This is a genomic window from Citrobacter sp. Cpo061, from assembly GCF_030332845.1.
GTDB classification, from domain to species: domain Bacteria; phylum Pseudomonadota; class Gammaproteobacteria; order Enterobacterales; family Enterobacteriaceae; genus Citrobacter; species Citrobacter portucalensis.
This window is the reverse complement of the sequence record NZ_JAOWHB010000054.1, coordinates 97,237-116,232: the sequence shown is the minus strand read 5'-3', so window position 1 is coordinate 116,232 and position 18,996 is coordinate 97,237. Positions and strand designations below refer to the sequence as shown.

Here is an 18,996-nt window from a genome sequence, read left to right as displayed (position 1 = left end):
GTGTACCGTTCAGTGATAACCTGGTTCACCCTTAACGCACCTGGCATTAAGGGTTTGAAGCACGAAAGGAGAAAGTGCCATGCGTTTATGTGACCGAGATATTGAAGCCTGGTTGGATGAAGGTCGCCTGTCGATCACTCCACGCCCTCCTGTCGAGCGAATCAATGGCGCCACGGTAGATGTGCGTCTTGGCAACAAATTCCGTACGTTCCGCGGTCATACAGCGGCGTATATCGATTTGAGCGGACCGAAAGATGAAGTCAGCGCCGCGCTGGATCGCGTGATGAGTGATGAAATCGTCCTCAAGGACGGCGAGGCATTCTTCTTGCATCCGGGTGAGCTTGCGCTGGCAGTAACATTCGAATCCGTGACGCTGCCTTCCGATCTCGTCGGTTGGTTAGATGGCCGTTCATCTCTGGCGCGTCTGGGACTGATGGTACACGTCACCGCACACCGTATCGATCCGGGCTGGTCTGGCTGTATCGTACTGGAGTTTTACAACTCCGGAAAATTACCGCTGGCTCTGCGTCCGGGCATGCCGATTGGCGCGTTAAGTTTCGAACCGCTTTCCGGTCCGGCAGCGCGACCATACAACCGTCGTCAGGATGCGAAGTATCGCGACCAGCAGGGCGCCGTTGCCAGCCGGATCGATAAAGACTGAGTGTTTTTCAGTCCATTGGGGATAGCATGAGACGATTTCTGACGACGCTGATGATTCTTCTGGTCGTGCTGGTGGCTGGCTTTTCTGCGTTAGTACTGTTGGTGAATCCGAATGATTTCCGCGCGTATATGGTCAAGCAGGTTGCCGCACGTAGTGGGTATCAGCTGCAGTTGGATGGCCCCCTGCGTTGGCACGTATGGCCGCAACTGAGTATCCTCTCAGGGCGAGTGGTGTTAACGGCTGAAGGTGCCAGCGAACCTCTGGTTCGTGCCGACAATATGCGTCTCGACGTCGCGTTGTGGCCGCTGTTGAGCCACCAGCTCAGCGTGAAGCAGGTGATGCTCAGAGGCGCAGTGATTCAACTGACCCCGCAAACTGAGGCGGTACGCGGCAAAGATGCGCCCGTTGCCCCAAAAGACAATATGTTGCCCGATCTGGCGGAAGACAAAGGATGGTCGTTTGATATCGCCCGTTTGCGCGTTGCCGACAGTGTTCTGGTATTCCAGCATGAAGACGATGAACAAGTTACCGTTCGTGATATTCGTCTGGAGATGGAACAAGATAGCCAGCACCGCGGCACGTTTGAATTTTCCGGGCGTGTAAACCGCGATCAGCGCGATCTCGCGTTATCCTTTAACGGCACGGTCGATGCCTCCGATTATCCGCACAACTTATCTGCGAATATCGAGCAGTTAAGCTGGCAATTGCAGGGGGCCGATCTGCCGCCCCAGGGGATCAACGGTCAGGGACATCTTCAGACACAATGGCTGGAAGAGAAAAAACAGCTTTCGTTTAGTCAGATAAATTTGACCGCCAATGACTCTTCGTTCTCCGGGCAAGCACACGTATCCTTGTTGGAAAAACCGGAATGGGCCGTCGACCTGAAATTTGGTCAGCTCAATCTGGATAACCTGCTCGTACAACATGACGCAGCGGCGACAGCAAAAGGTGACGTTCAGCAAGGTCAGAGTCAGTCAACGCTGGCGCGCCCCGTCATTGCTTCCCAGGTTGATGCCGTTTCGTATCAGGGACTCAAGGGTTTTTCGGCAGACATCGCTTTGCAGGCTGACAAAGTGCTGTGGCGGAAAATGGCGTTTGAGAGTGTTTCGGCAAAAATAGACAACCAGTTCGGCTTACTGAACATTGCGCAGTTGCAGGGAAAAAGTGATGGCGGGCTGATCTCACTGCCCGGCACGCTGGATGCCAGAAAGGGAGAACCGCGAGCGGTCTTTCATCCGCGCCTGGAAGGTGTGGAAATTGGCACTATTTTGAAGGCCTTTGATTACCCCATCGCACTCACCGGCAAGCTGTCGCTGGCGGGAGATTTTTCCGGCTCAGATATTGATGCCCAGGCGTTTCGCCATAGCTGGCAAGGGCAGGCCCATGTCGAAATGAACGATACGCGAATGGAAGGGATGAACTTCCAGCAGATGATTCAACAGGCTGTAGAACGCAGCGGTGGGGATGTTAAATCTCAGCAAAACCTCGATAACGTGACCCGGTTGGATCATTTTGTAACCGATATGACGCTGGATAACGGAGAGGTGACGCTGGATAACATGGCAGGCGAGTCCGCGATGTTGGCGCTGACCGGCAAAGGAGCGTTAGATCTGGTGAAGCAGAATTGCGACACGCTGTTTAACATTCGCGTGCTGGGCGGTTGGGATGGCGAAAGTAAGTTGATTAGTTTCCTGAAGGCCACCCCGGTTCCTCTCAGGGTCTATGGCCAGTGGCAATCACTGAACTACAGTCTGCAAGTTGATCAGCTTTTGCGTAAGCATCTGCAGGATGAAGCAAAACGTCGTCTGAATGACTGGGCAGATCGCAATAAAGATTCCCGCAACGGCAAAGATGTTAAAAAGTTGCTGGATAAGCTCTGATTCATATTGCCGGATGGTGGCTAATGCCCCATCCGGCTCGTGACTTACACCTCGTAATCCATCTCTTCTTCACCGTGTAGCGGTATCAGCTGGACCTTTTGCACGCGATGATTTTCCACCTGCAGGGTTTTTAGCCGATAGTCGCCAACCTGAACTTCCTCCCCGGTTTTCGGGATGCGCTGCAAATACTCCATTAACAGTCCGGCAATGGTGTGATACTCACGCTTATCGTCTAACGGGATAGGCACGTACTGCACCAGGTCTTCCAGCGGCATATGCCCGTTAGCGGTCCACGAACCATCGGCGTTTTTCTGAATATCATGACGGGCGTCGATTTCCTCTACCTCGTTTGGCAGATTGCCGGCGATGGTTTCCATCACATCACTCAGCGTCACAATCCCTTCGACGGAACCAAATTCATCGGCTACAAACGCGAAATGCGTCCGGGCATTACGGAACTGTTCAAGCGCCGGAAGCAGCGGCAAGGTCTCCGGGAACACCAGCGGCTGGCGAATCAAGACGCGCAGGTCGAGCGGTTCGCCGCGCAGAGACTGTTGCAGTAAATCGATGACATGCACCACGCCCAACAGTTCCTCCTGCTCGTCTTCGCCAGTGACCACCAGACGCGTATGCTGGTTTTTTTCCAGTAAGGCGCGGATTTCTGTTTCGGGCGCATTGAGGTCGATATGTTCAATATCATGGCGCGAGGTCATGATACTGCTGACGGTACGCTGATTGAAGTTCAGCACACGTTCAATCATCCGCCGCTCCTGTGGCGCAAAAATCTGACCTTCATGATGATCCGCCAGCATCGCTGCGGTTTCGGCATCCAGTTCGGCATCTTCTTTTTGCCCGCTCAGCAGCCGCATTACCGCCTCGGCGGTGCGCTGGCGCAGAGTATGGTTGGCTGAGAGGAAGCGACGACGGTTAAAGATAGCCAACTGGTTCAATGCTTCGATCATGACCGAGAAGCCGATGGCTGCGTACAGGTAACCTTTCGGGATATGGAAACCAAACCCTTCGGCCACCAGACTGAAACCAATCATCAGCAGGAAGCTCAGACACAGAATAACAATAGTTGGATGGCTGTTAACAAAGCGCGTCAGCGACTTGCTGGCCAGCAACATCAGGCTGATGGCAATAATGACTGCCGCCATCATCACCGCCAGGTGATCGACCATGCCAACAGCGGTAATGACGGAATCCAGAGAGAAGATGGCGTCCAGCACCACGATTTGCGCGACCACACCCCAGAACTTAGCGCCTTTACGCTGGGTGGGGTTATCGCTGTCTTTCCCTTCCAGCCGTTCGTTGAGCTCCATAGTGGCTTTAAACAGCAGGAAGAAACCACCGAACAGCATGATCAGATCGCGGGCGCTGAAGCTGAGATCGCGAATGCTGAACAGCGGCGTGGTCAGCGTTACCAGCCAGGATATTGATGCCAGCAGCAGCAGGCGCATAACCATCGCCAGCAGTAGCCCGGTAATACGCGCCTTATCCCGCTGGGCAGGAGGTAGTTTCTCCGCGAGGATGGCAATAAAAACAAGATTATCAATGCCAAGAACAAGTTCGATCACGATTAACGTGACCAGTCCGGCCCAGATTGACGGATCGGCAATCCATTCCATAGTAAATGCTATACCCATAGTTGTATGACAATTGTCACAATTCGATCATGGGTAAAACTGGCGAAAAATGCAATGGCGAGAAGGGATTTCTCTGTCGGTTATATCAGAACTGATGCAGGATAATAGCCTTAATGTAACTACAGGAAATGATTTTATTAATCTAAACATATTTAGGAAATATCGCAGGTGGAATATTTTTATATCAATATTGTCAATATCAATAAAATCCTAAAAATATATAAATCCGACGCTTAATATTAATCTTAAAAGCCAGGTATCGGCGGTTTGTTATCTTGCCTGATATTCGCATAGCTGCAACAATTCTTGCGGTAATAATCAAAAGATAAATATTTCCTCATCAATCAGTGGCGCCATTCCCGATGCGTTAACGCTGTAAATGTGATGAAAATAAAGGAGAAGATAAAAATTTAAATTAATCAGTGCATTGGTAGCTAGTGAAGCCAGGGGCGGTAGCGTGTCTGGTCGCCTGAAACAAGCCTAAATTATTCTGTCAAGAGACCGCAGATGAATTCATTTTTTTTAGGACTGATGCCAGTTAAATTTCATTTCAATTAACGGCAAGGTAAATACGTACAGGCGAAGTCGCTATTTAGATTGCATGTGATAAATACTCTGCCAAAGTGATAAATAATCAATGATGAAATCCAAACTTAAATTGATGCCAGTATTGGTATCGGTGATCTTGATAAACGGTTGTACCGTGCTTCCGGGCAGCAATATGTCTACGATGGGCAAAGATGTGATTAAACAGCAGGACGCTGATTTTGATATCGATCGCATGGTGAATGTTTATCCACTCACGCCACGTCTGGTCGAACAATTACGTCCTCGACCAAATGTTGCCCAGCCTAATATGTCGCTGGACCAGGAGATTTCCGGGTATCAGTACCGGGTCGGCCCGGGGGATGTCCTGAATGTGACCGTCTGGGACCATCCTGAACTCACCACGCCGGCCGGGCAGTACCGTAGCTCAAGCGATACCGGCAACTGGGTGCAGCCTGATGGCACCATGTTTTACCCCTACATCGGCAAAGTCAGCGTGGTGGGAAAAACGTTGGCAGAGATTCGTAGTGATATTACCGGGCGCTTAGCGAAGTACATTGCTGACCCGCAGGTGGACGTTAATATCGCCGCTTTCCGCTCGCAGAAGGCCTATGTCTCCGGGCAGGTGAACAAATCCGGCCAACAGGCCATCACCAACGTGCCGCTTACCGTTCTCGATGCCATTAACGCCGCTGGCGGTCTCACCGAGGCAGCAGACTGGCGCAACGTTGTACTGACTCATAAAGGGCAGGAGCAACGTATTTCACTGCAAGCGCTGATGCAAAATGGCGACCTGAGCCAGAACCGTCTGCTCTATCCTGGCGACATTCTGTTTGTTCCGCGTAATGACGATCTGAAAGTCTTCGTAATGGGAGAAGTGAAAAAACAGAGCACCCTAAAAATGGACTTCAGCGGCATGACGCTTACCGAAGCGCTGGGCAATGCCGAAGGTATTGACCTGACCACCTCCAATGCCAGCGGCATTTTCGTTATTCGACCATTGAAAGGTGAGGGCGGGAACAACGGCAAGATCGCCAATATCTATCAGCTTGATATGTCCGATGCGACGTCGCTGGTGATGGCAACATCATTCCGACTCCAGCCATACGATGTGGTGTACGTCACTACCGCGCCGGTTGCTCGCTGGAACCGTTTGATCAATCAGTTGCTGCCGACTATTAGCGGTGTTCGCTATATGACGGACACGGCCAGCGACCTTCACAACTGGTAATCATCATGTTTAACAAAATCTTAGTTGTCTGTGTGGGGAACATTTGTCGTTCCCCGACGGCAGAGCGCTTATTAAGGCAATTTCATCCGGCGTTAACGGTCTCTTCAGCCGGTCTTGGGGCGCTGGTGGGGAAAGGCGCGGATCCGTGTGCTATTAGCGTGGCACAGGCGCACAACCTGTCACTGGATAATCATTGTGCCCGGCAGATCTCGGGACGAATGTGCCGGGAGTATGACCTGATCCTGACCATGGAGAAGCGCCATATCTCTGCCCTGTGTGAAATGGTGCCGGAGATGCGCGGCAAAGTGATGCTTTTTGGGCACTGGGACAGCGAGCGCGAAATTCCCGATCCGTATCGTAAAAGCCGTGATGCGTTTGACGCGGTGTACGCATTACTTGAACGGTCTGCCCGCCAATGGGCTCAGGCACTGAACGCAGAGCAGGGAAAACAATGACAGAAAAAGTTAAACAGTCTGCTGCGCCGGTAACGGGCAATGATGAAATCGATATTGGTCGTCTGGTCGCAACGGTAGTGGAAGCCCGCTGGTGGGTTCTTGGCATTACCGCGGGCTTTGCATTGTGTGCCGCGGTCTACACGCTGTTCGCCACACCCATCTACAGTGCGGACGCGCTGGTGCAAATTGAGCAAAATACCGGAAATTCACTGGTGCAGGATATTGGCTCAGCGTTGTCGAACAAACCGCCGGCCTCGGAAGCGGAAATTCAGCTCATCCAGTCGCGTCTGGTATTAGGGAAAACGGTAGACGATCTTAACCTCGATATCGCCGTTACCAAAGATACATTCCCTATTTTTGGCGCGGGCTGGGACCGGCTGATGGGCCGCCAGAACGAAACGGTTAATGTGACCACCTTCACGCTGCCAAAGGCAATGAATGAACAGACCTTCACGCTCAATGTGCTGAATGACACAAGCTATCAACTGGTGAGTGACGGGGGTTTTAGCGCCCGGGGGCAAGTCGGCAAGGTGTTGGAACACGATGGCGTGACGATGCTGGTTGAGGCGATTCATGCCAGCCCGGAGAGCCAATTTACCGTCAGCAAATTCTCCACGCTGGGCATGATAAACACCCTGCAAAATAACCTGATGGTGACGGAAACGGGCAAAGACACCGGCGTATTGAGCCTGACCTTTACCGGCGAAGACCGCGAGCAAATCCGCCAGATCCTCGACAGTATTACCCGCAACTATCTGCAACAAAACGTGGAACGTAAATCTGAAGAGGCCGCCAAAAGTCTGGCGTTTCTGGCAAAGCAACTGCCTGAGGTGCGTAATCGGCTGGACGTTGCTGAAAACAAGCTGAACGCCTTTCGTCAGGATAAAGACTCCGTGGATTTGCCGCTGGAAGCCAAAGCGGTGCTGGATTCGATGGTGAATATCGATGCGCAGCTGAATGAACTGACCTTCAAAGAAGCGGAGATTTCCAAGCTGTTCACCAAAGCGCATCCGGCGTACCGCACGCTGCTGGAAAAACGCCAGGCGCTGGAAGATGAGAAAAGTAAGCTGAACGGGCGCGTAACGGCGATGCCGAAAACGCAGCAGGAAATTGTTCGTCTGACGCGTGATGTGGAGTCCGGTCAGCAGGTCTATATGCAGTTGCTGAACAAGCAACAGGAACTGAAGATTACCGAGGCCAGTACGGTTGGCGATGTGCGCATTGTCGATCCCGCGATTGCCCAGCCAGGCGTGCTGAAGCCGAAAACGGCGCTGATTATTCTCGGCAGTATCATTCTCGGTTTGATGCTTTCCGTGGTGGGCGTACTGCTGCGTTCTCTGTTTAATCGCGGTATTGAAAGCCCGCAGGCGCTGGAAGAGCATGGTATCAGCGTGTATGCCAGTATTCCGTTGTCTGAATGGCAAAAAGCACGTGATAACGTTCAGATCATTAAAGGTGTGAAACGCTACAAGCAAAGCCAGCTGTTGGCCGTGGGTAATCCAACGGATCTCGCCATAGAAGCGGTCCGTAGCCTGCGTACCAGCCTGCACTTTGCCATGATGCAGGCGCGTAACAACGTATTGATGCTGACCGGCGTCAGCCCGTCGATTGGTAAAACGTTTGTCTGCGCCAACCTGGCGGCAGTCATCAGCCAGACCAACAAACGCGTGCTGTTGATCGACTGCGATATGCGCAAAGGCTATACCCACGAACTGCTGGGGACCAATAACGTCAACGGCCTGTCTGAGATCCTCATCGGCAAGGGGGATATCTCATCCAGCGCCAAACCGACATCGATTCCGCATTTTGATCTGATCCCTCGCGGTCAAGTCCCTCCCAATCCTTCCGAGCTGTTGATGAGCGAGCGTTTCGGCGAACTGATTGCCTGGGCCAGCTCGCACTATGACCTGGTGCTGATTGACACCCCACCAATTCTGGCGGTGACCGACGCGGCGATTGTTGGCCGTCATGTCGGCACCACGCTGATGGTGGCGCGTTATGCGGTCAACACGCTGAAAGAGGTGGAAACCAGCCTGAGTCGCTTCGAGCAAAACGGCATTCAGGTGAAAGGGGTGATCCTCAACTCGATCTTCCGCCGTGCCAGCGGGTATCAGGATTACGGCTACTACGAATACGAATATACGTCGGATGCGAAATAAATCACCAACCCTGCCGGATGCGGCGAAAACGCCTTATCCGGCCTACAAAAGCGTATCTATCCGGAAACGAAAATGACGACAGAAAACCCGCTAATTTCAATTTATATGCCAACCTGGAACCGCCAGCAGCTGGCCATTCGGGCGATTAAATCGGTGTTGCGCCAGGACTACCCTCACTGGGAGATGATCATTGTGGATGATTGCTCTTCATCATATGAGCAGTTGCAGCAGTTTGTTGAGGAACTCAACGATCCGCGTGTGTCGTATACGCATAATTCCACCAACTCCGGGGCCTGCGCGGTGCGTAATCAGGCCATTATGCAGGCCAACGGGCAATACATTACGGGGATTGATGATGATGATGAATGGACGCCGAACCGCCTGAGCGTGTTCCTGCAGTATCGGCATCAACTGGTCACACGGGCGTTTCTGTATGCCAATGACTATGTCTGTGAGGGCGAAGTGTATTCGCAGCCGACCAGTCTGCCGCTCTATCCGAAGTCCGTTTATTCACGCCGCAGGTTTTATAAGCGCAACATCATTGGTAATCAGGTATTTACCTGGGCATGGCGGTTTAAAGCATGCCTGTTCGATACCACGCTGAAAGCGGCGCAGGATTACGACATCTTCCTGCGCATGGTGGTGGCGTATGGCAAACCGTGGAAGGTCAAAGAGGCGACGCAGATCCTGCATGTGAATCACGGCGAGATGCGTATTACCTCATCGCCGAATAAATTCTCCGGCTACTTTCAGTTTTACCGCAAGCACAAAGGCAAATTTGACCGGGCCAGCAAGAAATATCAGCTGTTTACCCTCTATCAGATCCGCAACAAACGGATGAACTGGCGCACGCTGCTGACGCTGCTTTCTGTTCGCAACAGTAAGCGTCTGGCCGACGGACTGCGAGGACGCTAAGTATGCTGGAAGATTTACGCGCGAACGGCTGGAGTCTGCGCCCCTGCTGCATGGTGGCGGCCTATCGGATTGCCCATTTTTGCTCCGTCTGGCGTAAAAAAAACATCATAAACAACCTGTGGGCTGCCCCGGTGCTGGTGATGTACCGCCTTATCACCGAATGCCTGTTTGGCTATGAAATTCAGGCTGCTGCATCAATCGGTCGTCGTTTCACCATCCATCATGGCTATGGGGTGGTTATCAATAAACACGTGGTGGCGGGGGATGATTTTACCCTACGCCACGGCGTCACCATCGGCAATCTTGGTGCCAACGATCCATCCTGTCCGGTCATCGGTAACGGCGTTGAGTTGGGGGCCAATGTCACTCTGCTCGGCGACGTTGCTATTGGCGATAACGTGACGATTGGCGCCGGGAGCGTTGTGGTGGATAGCGTCCCGGACAATACGCTGGTCGTGGGCGAGAAGGCACGGGTGAAGGTAATAAAATGAAGATATTACAGTTTAATGTGCGACTCGCAGAAGGTGGGGCGGCAGGCGTGGCGTTAGATTTGCATCTGAGGTCGCTGGAAAAAGGGCTGTCGTCGCGGTTTGTCTATGGCTATGGCAAAGGCGGTAAAAAAAGCGCCAGTCATGCGAATTACCCGCAGGTTATCAAATATACGCCGCGCCTGACGTCGGCGGCTAACATTGCGCTGTTTCGTTTTGCAAATCGCGACATGTTCGGCAATCTCGACAAGCTATATCGCACGGTTACCCGCACCTGCGGCCCGCTGGTACTGCATTTTCATGTGTTGCACAGCTACTGGTTGAACCTGGAAGAGGTGGTGACCTTTTGCCAAAAAGTGAAGGCGCATAAACCGGATATCACCTTCGTCTGGACCCTGCACGATCACTGGAGCGTGACCGGGCGCTGTGCCTTTACCGATGGCTGCGAAGGCTGGAGAACGGGCTGTCAGAAATGCCCAACGCTCAGCAACTATCCGCCGGTAAAAGTCGATAAAGCCCATCAGCAGTTGCCCGGTAAGCGGCAGATGTTCCGTGCCATGCTGGCGCTGGGCTGCCAGTTTATCTCGCCCAGTCAACATGTGGCCGACGCATTCAACAGCCTGTATGGCGTGGGACGCTGCCGCGTTATCAATAATGGCATTGATGTGGCAACCGAAGCCATTCTTGCCGAACTACCCGCGATGCCTGCGGAGAGCGGTCGGCCGAAAATTGCCGTGGTGGCTCATGACCTGCGCTATGACGGCAAAACCAGTCAACAACTGGTGCGAGCGATTAGCGCGCTTGGGGACAAAATTGAGCTGCATACCTTCGGCAAATTTTCGCCATTTGCGGGAGATAACGTCATCAACCACGGTTTTGAGAGCGATAAGCGCACGTTGATGAGTGCGCTTAACCAGATGGATGGACTGGTGTTCAGCTCCCGTGTCGATAACTACCCGCTGATTTTGTGTGAAGCGCTTTCCATCGGCGTACCGGTAATTGCCACGCACAGCGATGCCGCGCAGGAAGTGCTGGCTAAATCAGGCGGTAAAACGTTCAGCGAAGCGGACGTATTGCAGCTGGTGCAGCTGAAAAAATCAGACATTGCGCAGGCGGTATTTGACACGTCCCTTACCGCGTTCAGTCAACGCAGTCGGGTGGCATACAGTGGGCAACAGATGCTGGAGGAATATGTCTCGTTCTATCAGAATCTGTAGCTATCTGGTGCTACCGCTGCTTTATCTGCTGGTTAACGTCAAACTCGCCCAGCTTGGCGAGAGCTTCCCGATAACTATCGTCACCTTCTTACCCGTTCTGCTGTTGCTGTTTGTCGAGCGCATCAATATCAAAAAATTAATGATCGCGCTGGGGGTAGGGGGCGGGCTGACGGCGTTTAACTACCTGTTCGGTCAATCACTGGATGCCAGTAAGTACGTAACGTCAGCGATGCTGTTTGTTTATACCGTGGTGATTATTGGCATGGTGTGGAGTATTCGCTTCAAAACCATTTCACCGCATAACTACATTAAGATTTTGCGTTTTTTCTGGCTGGTGGTGGGACTGGTGGTGGGGTTAGCTGCGGTTGAAATGGCACAGATAATTCTCAGCGGCGGCAGCAGTTTAATGGAAGTTATTTCGAAATATCTTATTTACAGTAACAGCTATGTTCTGAACTTTATTAAGTTTGGTGGGAAACGTACCACTGCGCTCTATTTCGAACCGGCATTCTTCGCTCTGGCGTTAATCTCAATTTGGCTCAGCATCAAACAGTTTGGTATCAAAACACCTAAGTCCGATGCTATGATTCTGGCAGGGATAATATTATCAGGATCGTTTTCAGGGGTAATGACGTTTATTTTGTTTTATCTCCTGGAGTGGGCGTTCCAGTACCTGAATAAGGATGCGATAAAAAAGAAGCTGCCGCTGGCGATAATCTCATTAAGCGTGTTTTTAGTTGGGGTGATATTTGCTTTTCCGTACATCGCAACGCGGCTTGGTGATTTAGGAACTGAAGGTTCGTCATCGTATTATCGTATCGTAGGGCCATTAGTGATGGTCGGTTATTCGTTACTGAACGTTGATGGCGTAGTGAGATTTGGCTCACTTTATGAATACGTTGCGTCATTCGGAATTTTTAACGGTGCAGATGTCGGTAAAACAATAGACAATGGTTTGTATCTGCTGATTATTTATTTTTCATGGTTCGCGGTAATATTAGCCCTGTGGTACATGGGGAAGGTCATGAAAATGATGATCAATGCGTTTGGCGATAATCAGAATTATCGGGTGCAGCTTTATCTTTTTACACCGTTGTCACTGTTTTTTACAGGTTCAGTATTTAGTCCGGAATACGCATTTTTAATTGTGTGTCCGTTTATATTGCGCAAGGCGCTGAATATCGCGAGGTAACTCACATGCTGCTCAGTATCATTACCGTCGCCTTTCGCAATCTGGAAGGGATCGTCAAAACTCACGCATCGCTGGCACATCTGGCGCAAGCGGGTGATATCAGTTTTGAGTGGATTGTTGTTGATGGCGGCTCCTCGGATGGTACGTCGGCGTTTCTTGAAGGGCTCAGTGGGGAATACCGGTTACGGTTTGTCAGCGAGCCGGATAACGGCATCTATGATGCGATGAACAAAGGCATCGCGATGGCGCGCGGGCGGTTTGCACTGTTCCTCAACTCCGGGGATATTTTGCATGCGGACGCGGCACATTTTATCCGCCAGCTAAAAATGCAGAGCGACCAAACCATGGTCATTGGCGATGCGTTGCTGGATTTCGGCAATGGCAACAAAATTAAGCGCCGGGCAAAACCGGGTTGGTATATTTATCACAGCCTGCCCGCCAGTCATCAAGCGATATTCTTTCCGCTCTCAGGACTGAATGTCTGGCATTATGATTTGCAATATAAAATATCGTCTGATTACGCGTTGGCAGCCCAATTATACAAGTCCGGTTACGCTTTTAAAAAGCTTAGCGGGTTGGTATCGGAGTTTTCTATGGGCGGAGTGTCAACGACGAATAATCTGGAATTGTGTCGGGATGCCAAAAAAGTACAGCGCCAGATATTACACATGCCAGGTTTTTGGACCGGTTTGTCAGAATATTTACGTCTGCGCACAACCGGTAAAACAAAAACCTTATATGGGAAAACGTAAGGGCATATTATGCAGGACTTAAGCGGATTTAAAGTGCCTGGAGGTTTTCGCGGCGGTGGTGCTATTAAAGTGCAATTATGGTGGGCGGTGCAAGCAACATTATTTCGCTGGTCTCCACAGGTCATGTATCGCTGGCGTGCATTTTTATTACGAATGTTTGGCGCAAATATAGGAAAAAACGTAGTCATTCGGCCTTCAGTAAAAATTACTTATCCGTGGAAATTAACCCTGGGAGATTATGCCTGGGTGGGTGACGACGCGGTTTTATATACGTTAGGTGATATTACGATTGGCGCCCATGCGGTTATTTCGCAAAAAAGTTATTTATGCACCGGGAGTCATGATTATGCCAGTCAACATTTTGATATTAACGCCACGCCGATTGTGGTTGGCGCTAAATGCTGGCTGGCGACAGATGTCTTTGTCGCGCCTGGCGTGACGATTGGCGATGGCACCGTCGTTGGAGCACGAAGCAGCGTATTTAAATCGCTGCCAGCAAATGTTGTTTGTCGGGGAAATCCCGCAGTAGTCACGCGCGAACGCGTCGAGAAAGTTACTCCCTGAGGGGATCACTGAAGAGGTTATAACATGTCAAAAGTCGCTCTCATTACTGGCGTAACCGGGCAGGATGGTTCTTACCTGGCAGAACTCCTGCTGGAAAAAGGGTACGAAGTACACGGTATTAAGCGTCGCGCTTCATCATTCAACACCGAACGTGTGGACCACATCTACCAGGATCCGCATTCAGGCAATCCCAAATTTCATCTGCACTATGGCGATTTGACCGACTCCTCCAACCTGACCCGTATTTTACAAGAAGTCCAACCGGATGAAGTCTATAACCTGGGTGCCATGAGCCATGTCGCGGTGTCGTTTGATTCACCGGAATACACCGCAGACGTTGATGCGATCGGCACCTTGCGTTTGCTGGAGGCGATCCGCTTCCTTGGTCTGGAGAAAAAGACCCGTTTTTATCAGGCGTCCACCTCTGAGTTGTACGGTCTGGTACAGGAAATCCCGCAGAAAGAGAGCACGCCGTTCTATCCGCGTTCACCGTATGCCGTTGCCAAGCTGTACGCCTACTGGATCACCGTCAACTACCGCGAGTCTTACGGGATGTATGCCTGTAACGGCATTCTGTTCAACCACGAATCTCCGCGCCGCGGCGAAACCTTTGTCACTCGCAAAATTACCCGGGCGATCGCCAACATCGCTCAGGGGCTGGAGTCTTGCCTGTACCTGGGCAACATGGATTCACTGCGCGACTGGGGGCATGCCAAAGATTACGTCAGGATGCAGTGGATGATGCTGCAGCAGGATAAGCCGGAAGATTTCGTGATTGCCACCGGCGTGCAGTATTCCGTGCGCCAGTTCGTGGAAATGGCGGCCGCTCAGTTGGGGATTAAATTGCGCTTTGAAGGCGAGGGCGTGAATGAGAAAGGCATCGTGGTTTCTGTGACCGGACACGATGCGCCGGGGGTGAAACCCGGGGATGTCATGATTGCCGTTGACCCGCGCTACTTCCGTCCGGCTGAGGTGGAAACGCTGCTGGGCGACCCGGCCAAAGCACATGAAAAACTGGGCTGGAAACCGGAAATCACACTGCGCCAGATGATCTCGGAAATGGTTGCCAACGATCTTGATGCGGCGAAGAAACATTCCCTGCTCAAGTCGCACGGTTACGAGGTCGCCATCGCGCTGGAGTACTGAGGATGAAGACACAACGTATTTTTGTGGCGGGCCATCGCGGGATGGTGGGGGCCGCCATCGTCAGACAACTGGCGCAGCGAGATAACGTAGAACTGGTGCTGCGTACTCGCGACCAGCTTAATCTGCTGGACGCCGGTGCGGTGCAGGCGTTCTTTGCCGCTGAAAGTATTGACCAGGTTTATCTGGCGGCGGCAAAAGTGGGAGGGATTGTGGCGAACAATACTTATCCTGCTGATTTTATTTATGAAAATATGATGATTGAGAGCAACATTATTCATGCGGCGCATCTGCATAACGTGAATAAACTGTTGTTCCTCGGGTCATCCTGTATTTATCCCAAGCAAGCCACCCAGCCAATCGCCGAAAGTGAACTGTTGCAGGGGGCACTTGAACCGACCAATGAGCCGTATGCGATTGCCAAAATTGCCGGTATCAAGCTGTGCGAATCGTATAACCGACAGTATGGCCGTGATTATCGCTCGGTGATGCCGACCAATCTGTACGGACCGCATGACAACTTTCATCCGAGTAATTCGCATGTGATCCCGGCGCTGCTGCGCCGCTTTCATGAGGCTCGCGAGCAAAATACGCCGGATGTGGTGGTGTGGGGAAGCGGGACGCCAATGCGTGAATTTCTGCATGTCGACGATATGGCGGCGGCCAGTATCCACGTGATGGAGCTGGCTCAGGAAGTGTTGCAGGAATATACCCAACCAATGCTGTCGCATATCAACGTGGGCACCGGTGTGGACTGCACCATTCGTGAACTGGCCCAGACCATCGCACAGGTTGTGGGTTACAAGGGGCGCGTGGTGTTTGACGCCAGCAAACCGGACGGCACGCCGCGCAAATTGCTTGACGTTACGCGTCTGCATCAGTTGGGCTGGTATCACGAGATATCTCTGGAAGCGGGGCTTGCCAGTACATATCAGTGGTTCCTTGAAAACCAGCAGCGTTACCGGGGGTAAGCATGTTTTTACGTCATGAGGATTTTGCCACCGTTGTACGTTCAACTCCGCTGATTTCCATCGATTTGATCGTGGAAAACGCCCACGGCGAATTTCTGCTTGGCAAGCGCCTCAATCGTCCGGCGCAGGGGTACTGGTTCGTGCCCGGCGGTCGGGTGCAAAAAGATGAACCGCTGCGCGCGGCCTTTGAGCGGCTGACTGACGCTGAGCTGGGGTTACGTTTACCGCTGTCCGCTGCAGAGTTTTACGGGGTCTGGCAGCACTTCTATGACGACAACTTTTCCGGGGAAGATTTCTCAACGCATTACATCGTGCTGGGATTTCGTCTGCGGGTGTCGGAAAACGACCTGCAACTGCCTGACGTTCAACATGGCGCGTACCGCTGGCTGGCAATTGAAGAGATCCTGGCCAGTGACCACGTGCACGACAACAGCCGGGCTTACTTCTGTGAGAAGAGTCAGGCCGGAGTACCCGGGCTATGAAGATCCTTGTGTATGGCATCAACTATTCGCCGGAGTTGACCGGTATCGGTAAATACACCGGTGAAATGGTGGAGTGGATGGCGCAACAGGGGCATGACGTACGGGTGATCACTGCGCCGCCTTATTATCCGCAGTGGAAGGTCAACGGTCGCTATTCATCCTGGCGCTATCGTCGTGAAGAGGGCGATGCCATCGTCTGGCGTTGTCCGCTGTATGTGCCTGAGCAGCCTTCTACGCTCAAGCGCTTGCTGCATCTAGGCAGTTTCGCCCTGAGCAGTTTCTTCCCGCTGCTGGCGCAGCGTCGCTGGAAGCCGGATCGCATCATTGGGGTAGTGCCGACGCTGTTTTGTACGCCGGGCATGCGCCTGCTGGCGAAGCTGTCCGGGGCGCGCACGCTGCTGCATATTCAGGATTACGAAGTCGATGCCATGCTGGGGCTTGGCATGGCGGGCAAAGGCAAGCGTGGCGCGGTGGCAAAACTGGCCAGCGCCTTTGAGCGCAGTGGGCTGTTGAATATGGACCATATTTCGACCATTTCTCGCTCAATGATGAATAAAGCGCAGGAGAAGGGCGTTGATGCACAGAAGGTCATTTTCTTTCCGAACTGGTCAGAAGTAGCACGTTTTCGTGACGTGAACGATGCCGATGCTCTGGCGTTGCGCCAGCAACTGGGCTTGCCTGATGATAAAAAAATCATTCTCTACTCAGGCAATATCGGTGAAAAGCAAGGGCTGGAGAGTGTGATCGACGCAGCGGCCCTGTTGAGCGAACAGCCCTGGCTGTTTGTGATTGTCGGGCAGGGCGGAGGTAAAGCACGGCTGGAGAGTATGTCTGGCGAACGCGGCCTGAACAATGTGATGTTCTTTCCGCTGCAATCTTATGATGCGCTGCCTGCGCTGCTCAAGATGGCGGACTGTCATCTGGTTGTACAAAAGCGCGGTGCGGCGGATGCCGTATTGCCCTCCAAACTGACCAATATCCTCGCCGTTGGCGGTAACGCTGTGATTACCGCCGAACCTGAGACCGAGTTGGGTCAGCTGTGTGACGCTCACCCAGGCATCGCGGTGTGTGTCGAGCCTGAATCAGTGAGTGCGCTGGTTGGCGGGATTCAACAGGCGTTAACCATGCCAAAGATTAACACGGTGGCACGTGAGTATGCCGAACGCACGTTGGATAAAGAAAACGTGCTGAGCCAATTTATTGCAGATATTCGGGGTACATGATGAGTCAAAACAAACTCTTTCCGGTGGTGATGGCCGGTGGCTCGGGTAGCCGTTTATGGCCTCTGTCCCGCGTACTATATCCAAAGCAGTTTCTGTGCCTGAAAGGCGATCTCACCATGCTGCAGACAACGATCTGTCGTCTGAACGGCGTGGAGTGCGAAAGCCCGGTGGTTATCTGTAATGAACAACACCGTTTCATCGTAGCGGAACAGCTACGACAACTGCACAAGCTGACTGAGAATATTATTCTCGAACCCGCCGGGCGCAATACTGCACCGGCGATAGCGCTGGCCGCCCTGGCGGCAAAACGTCAAAGTCCGGGGGAAGATCCGCTGCTGTTGGTATTGGCGGCCGATCACATGATTGCCGATGAAGAGGCATTTCGAGAGGCGGTTCGCAATGCAATGCCGTATGCCAGCGCGGGTAAGCTGGTGACGTTTGGTATCGTGCCGGACCAGCCGGAGACCGGCTACGGCTATATACGTCGCGGCGAGGTTTCGCCGACCAATACCGACGCCGTGGCTTTTGAGGTGGCGCAGTTTGTTGAAAAGCCCAATCTGGAAACCGCGCAGGCTTACGTTGCGAGCGGCGACTACTACTGGAACAGCGGCATGTTTCTGTTCCGGGCCGGGCGCTATCTGGAAGAACTGAAAAAATATCGCCCCGACATTCTTGAGGCCTGCGAAAACGCCATGAGTACGGTTGACCCCGATCTCGATTTTATCCGCGTTGATGAACAGGCGTTTCTCGCCTGCCCGGAAGAGTCTGTGGACTATGCGGTAATGGAGCGTACGGCCGATGCGGTGGTGATGCCCATGAACGCAGGCTGGAGCGATGTTGGCTCCTGGTCATCATTGTGGGAAATCAGCGCCCATACTGCTGAAGGTAATGTGCATCATGGTGACGTCATTAGCCATAAAACGGAAAACAGCTACGTGTATGCCGAATCTGGCCTGGTGACGACCGTCGGGGTGAAGGATCTGGTGGTGGTGCAGACCAAAGATGCGGTGCTGATCGCCGATCGCAACGCGGTGCAGGACGTCAAAAAAGTGGTGGAGCAAATTAAAGCTGACGGACGTCATGAGCACCATATTCACCGTGAAGTTTACCGTCCATGGGGCAAGTACGACTCTATTGATGCCGGAGACCGTTACCAGGTGAAGCGGATTACCGTTAAACCCGGTGAGGGATTGTCCGTGCAGATGCATCATCACCGGGCTGAACACTGGGTTGTGGTGGCTGGTACCGCGAAGGTGACAATCAATGACGACATCAAACTGCTCGCTGAAAACGAGTCTGTCTATATTCCGCTGGGGGCGACCCATTGTCTGGAGAACCCGGGGAAAATCCCGCTCGATCTGATTGAAGTGCGCTCCGGATCTTATCTCGATGAGGATGATGTGGTGCGTTTTGCGGACAGATACGGGCGTACCTGATGCCGGATGCGCTGCGCTTATCCAGCCTACAACAC

At 52.5% G+C, this 18,996-nt stretch carries 17 protein-coding genes; 16 read left to right on the top strand and 1 reads right to left on the bottom strand.

Going from position 1 to position 18,996, the window contains the following annotated elements; genetic code table 11:
• The first annotated feature begins 79 nt into the window (after positions 1-79).
• Both dcd and asmA read left to right on the top strand, forming a co-directional pair.
• Positions 80-661: a dCTP deaminase gene (gene dcd, locus OGX97_RS20800; protein WP_003834269.1), complete on the top strand. Its 582-nt coding sequence runs from the start codon at positions 80-82 to the stop codon at positions 659-661.
• 26 nt (positions 662-687) lie between these two features.
• Positions 688-2,541 (top strand): outer membrane assembly protein AsmA, encoded by a 1,854-nt coding sequence (gene asmA, locus OGX97_RS20795; protein WP_235127191.1) that lies wholly within the window; start codon positions 688-690, stop codon positions 2,539-2,541.
• A gap of 44 nt (positions 2,542-2,585) precedes the next feature.
• On the opposite strand, the gene OGX97_RS20790 is transcribed toward asmA, so the two are convergent.
• Complete coding sequence (locus OGX97_RS20790) at positions 2,586-4,169, bottom strand: TerC family protein (RefSeq protein WP_235127193.1); 1,584 nt, start codon at positions 4,167-4,169, stop codon at positions 2,586-2,588.
• A gap of 655 nt (positions 4,170-4,824) precedes the next feature.
• Here OGX97_RS20790 and OGX97_RS20785 point away from each other — a divergent pair.
• The 14 genes from OGX97_RS20785 (at position 4,825) to cpsB (ending at position 18,961) form a co-directional block, all read left to right on the top strand.
• The gene (locus OGX97_RS20785; RefSeq protein ID WP_003834266.1) at positions 4,825-5,964 is read left to right on the top strand and encodes a polysaccharide export protein; all 1,140 of its coding nucleotides are present in this window, start codon (positions 4,825-4,827) and stop codon (positions 5,962-5,964) included.
• Between the two features lie 5 nt (positions 5,965-5,969).
• Complete coding sequence (gene wzb, locus OGX97_RS20780) at positions 5,970-6,419, top strand: low molecular weight protein-tyrosine-phosphatase Wzb (RefSeq protein WP_032949610.1); 450 nt, start codon at positions 5,970-5,972, stop codon at positions 6,417-6,419.
• Positions 6,416-8,578: a tyrosine-protein kinase Wzc gene (gene wzc, locus OGX97_RS20775; RefSeq protein ID WP_279850757.1), complete on the top strand. Its 2,163-nt coding sequence runs from the start codon at positions 6,416-6,418 to the stop codon at positions 8,576-8,578. The genes wzb and wzc overlap by 4 nt, the downstream gene beginning before the upstream one ends.
• Before the next feature lie 72 nt (positions 8,579-8,650).
• On the top strand, positions 8,651-9,493 hold the full coding sequence (wcaA, locus tag OGX97_RS20770; protein ID WP_000206145.1) for a colanic acid biosynthesis glycosyltransferase WcaA: 843 nt from the start codon (positions 8,651-8,653) through the stop codon (positions 9,491-9,493).
• A 2-nt stretch (positions 9,494-9,495) separates the two neighbouring features.
• Entirely contained in the window at positions 9,496-9,984 is a 489-nt protein-coding gene (gene wcaB / locus OGX97_RS20765; protein WP_032943932.1) for a colanic acid biosynthesis acetyltransferase WcaB, read from the top strand.
• Positions 9,981-11,198, top strand: coding sequence for a colanic acid biosynthesis glycosyltransferase WcaC (gene wcaC / locus OGX97_RS20760; RefSeq protein WP_235127195.1), 1,218 nt, complete (start codon positions 9,981-9,983; stop codon positions 11,196-11,198). Before wcaB ends, wcaC begins: the two co-directional genes overlap by 4 nt.
• Positions 11,173-12,390 (top strand): colanic acid polymerase WcaD, encoded by a 1,218-nt coding sequence (wcaD, locus tag OGX97_RS20755; RefSeq protein ID WP_020996654.1) that lies wholly within the window; start codon positions 11,173-11,175, stop codon positions 12,388-12,390. Before wcaC ends, wcaD begins: the two co-directional genes overlap by 26 nt.
• 5 nt (positions 12,391-12,395) lie before the next feature.
• Entirely contained in the window at positions 12,396-13,142 is a 747-nt protein-coding gene (wcaE, locus tag OGX97_RS20750; RefSeq protein WP_218659124.1) for a colanic acid biosynthesis glycosyltransferase WcaE, read from the top strand.
• 9 nt (positions 13,143-13,151) lie between these two features.
• A complete protein-coding gene (gene wcaF / locus OGX97_RS20745) occupies positions 13,152-13,706 on the top strand; it encodes a colanic acid biosynthesis acetyltransferase WcaF (RefSeq protein WP_218659125.1) in 555 nt (184 codons plus the stop codon).
• Between the two features lie 24 nt (positions 13,707-13,730).
• Positions 13,731-14,852 (top strand): GDP-mannose 4,6-dehydratase, encoded by a 1,122-nt coding sequence (gmd, locus tag OGX97_RS20740; protein WP_003036748.1) that lies wholly within the window; start codon positions 13,731-13,733, stop codon positions 14,850-14,852.
• 2 nt (positions 14,853-14,854) lie between these two features.
• Positions 14,855-15,820 (top strand): GDP-L-fucose synthase, encoded by a 966-nt coding sequence (fcl, locus tag OGX97_RS20735; protein ID WP_008785195.1) that lies wholly within the window; start codon positions 14,855-14,857, stop codon positions 15,818-15,820.
• Positions 15,821-15,822: 2 nt separating this feature from the next.
• Positions 15,823-16,302 carry a GDP-mannose mannosyl hydrolase gene (locus OGX97_RS20730; protein WP_008785194.1) on the top strand — a complete coding sequence of 160 codons (480 nt, stop codon included), beginning with the start codon at positions 15,823-15,825 and terminating at the stop codon, positions 16,300-16,302.
• Positions 16,299-17,525 (top strand): colanic acid biosynthesis fucosyltransferase WcaI, encoded by a 1,227-nt coding sequence (gene wcaI / locus OGX97_RS20725; RefSeq protein WP_218659127.1) that lies wholly within the window; start codon positions 16,299-16,301, stop codon positions 17,523-17,525. The genes OGX97_RS20730 and wcaI overlap by 4 nt, the downstream gene beginning before the upstream one ends.
• On the top strand, positions 17,525-18,961 hold the full coding sequence (gene cpsB / locus OGX97_RS20720; protein ID WP_008785192.1) for a mannose-1-phosphate guanyltransferase: 1,437 nt from the start codon (positions 17,525-17,527) through the stop codon (positions 18,959-18,961). Before wcaI ends, cpsB begins: the two co-directional genes overlap by 1 nt.
• Positions 18,962-18,996 lie beyond the last annotated feature (35 nt).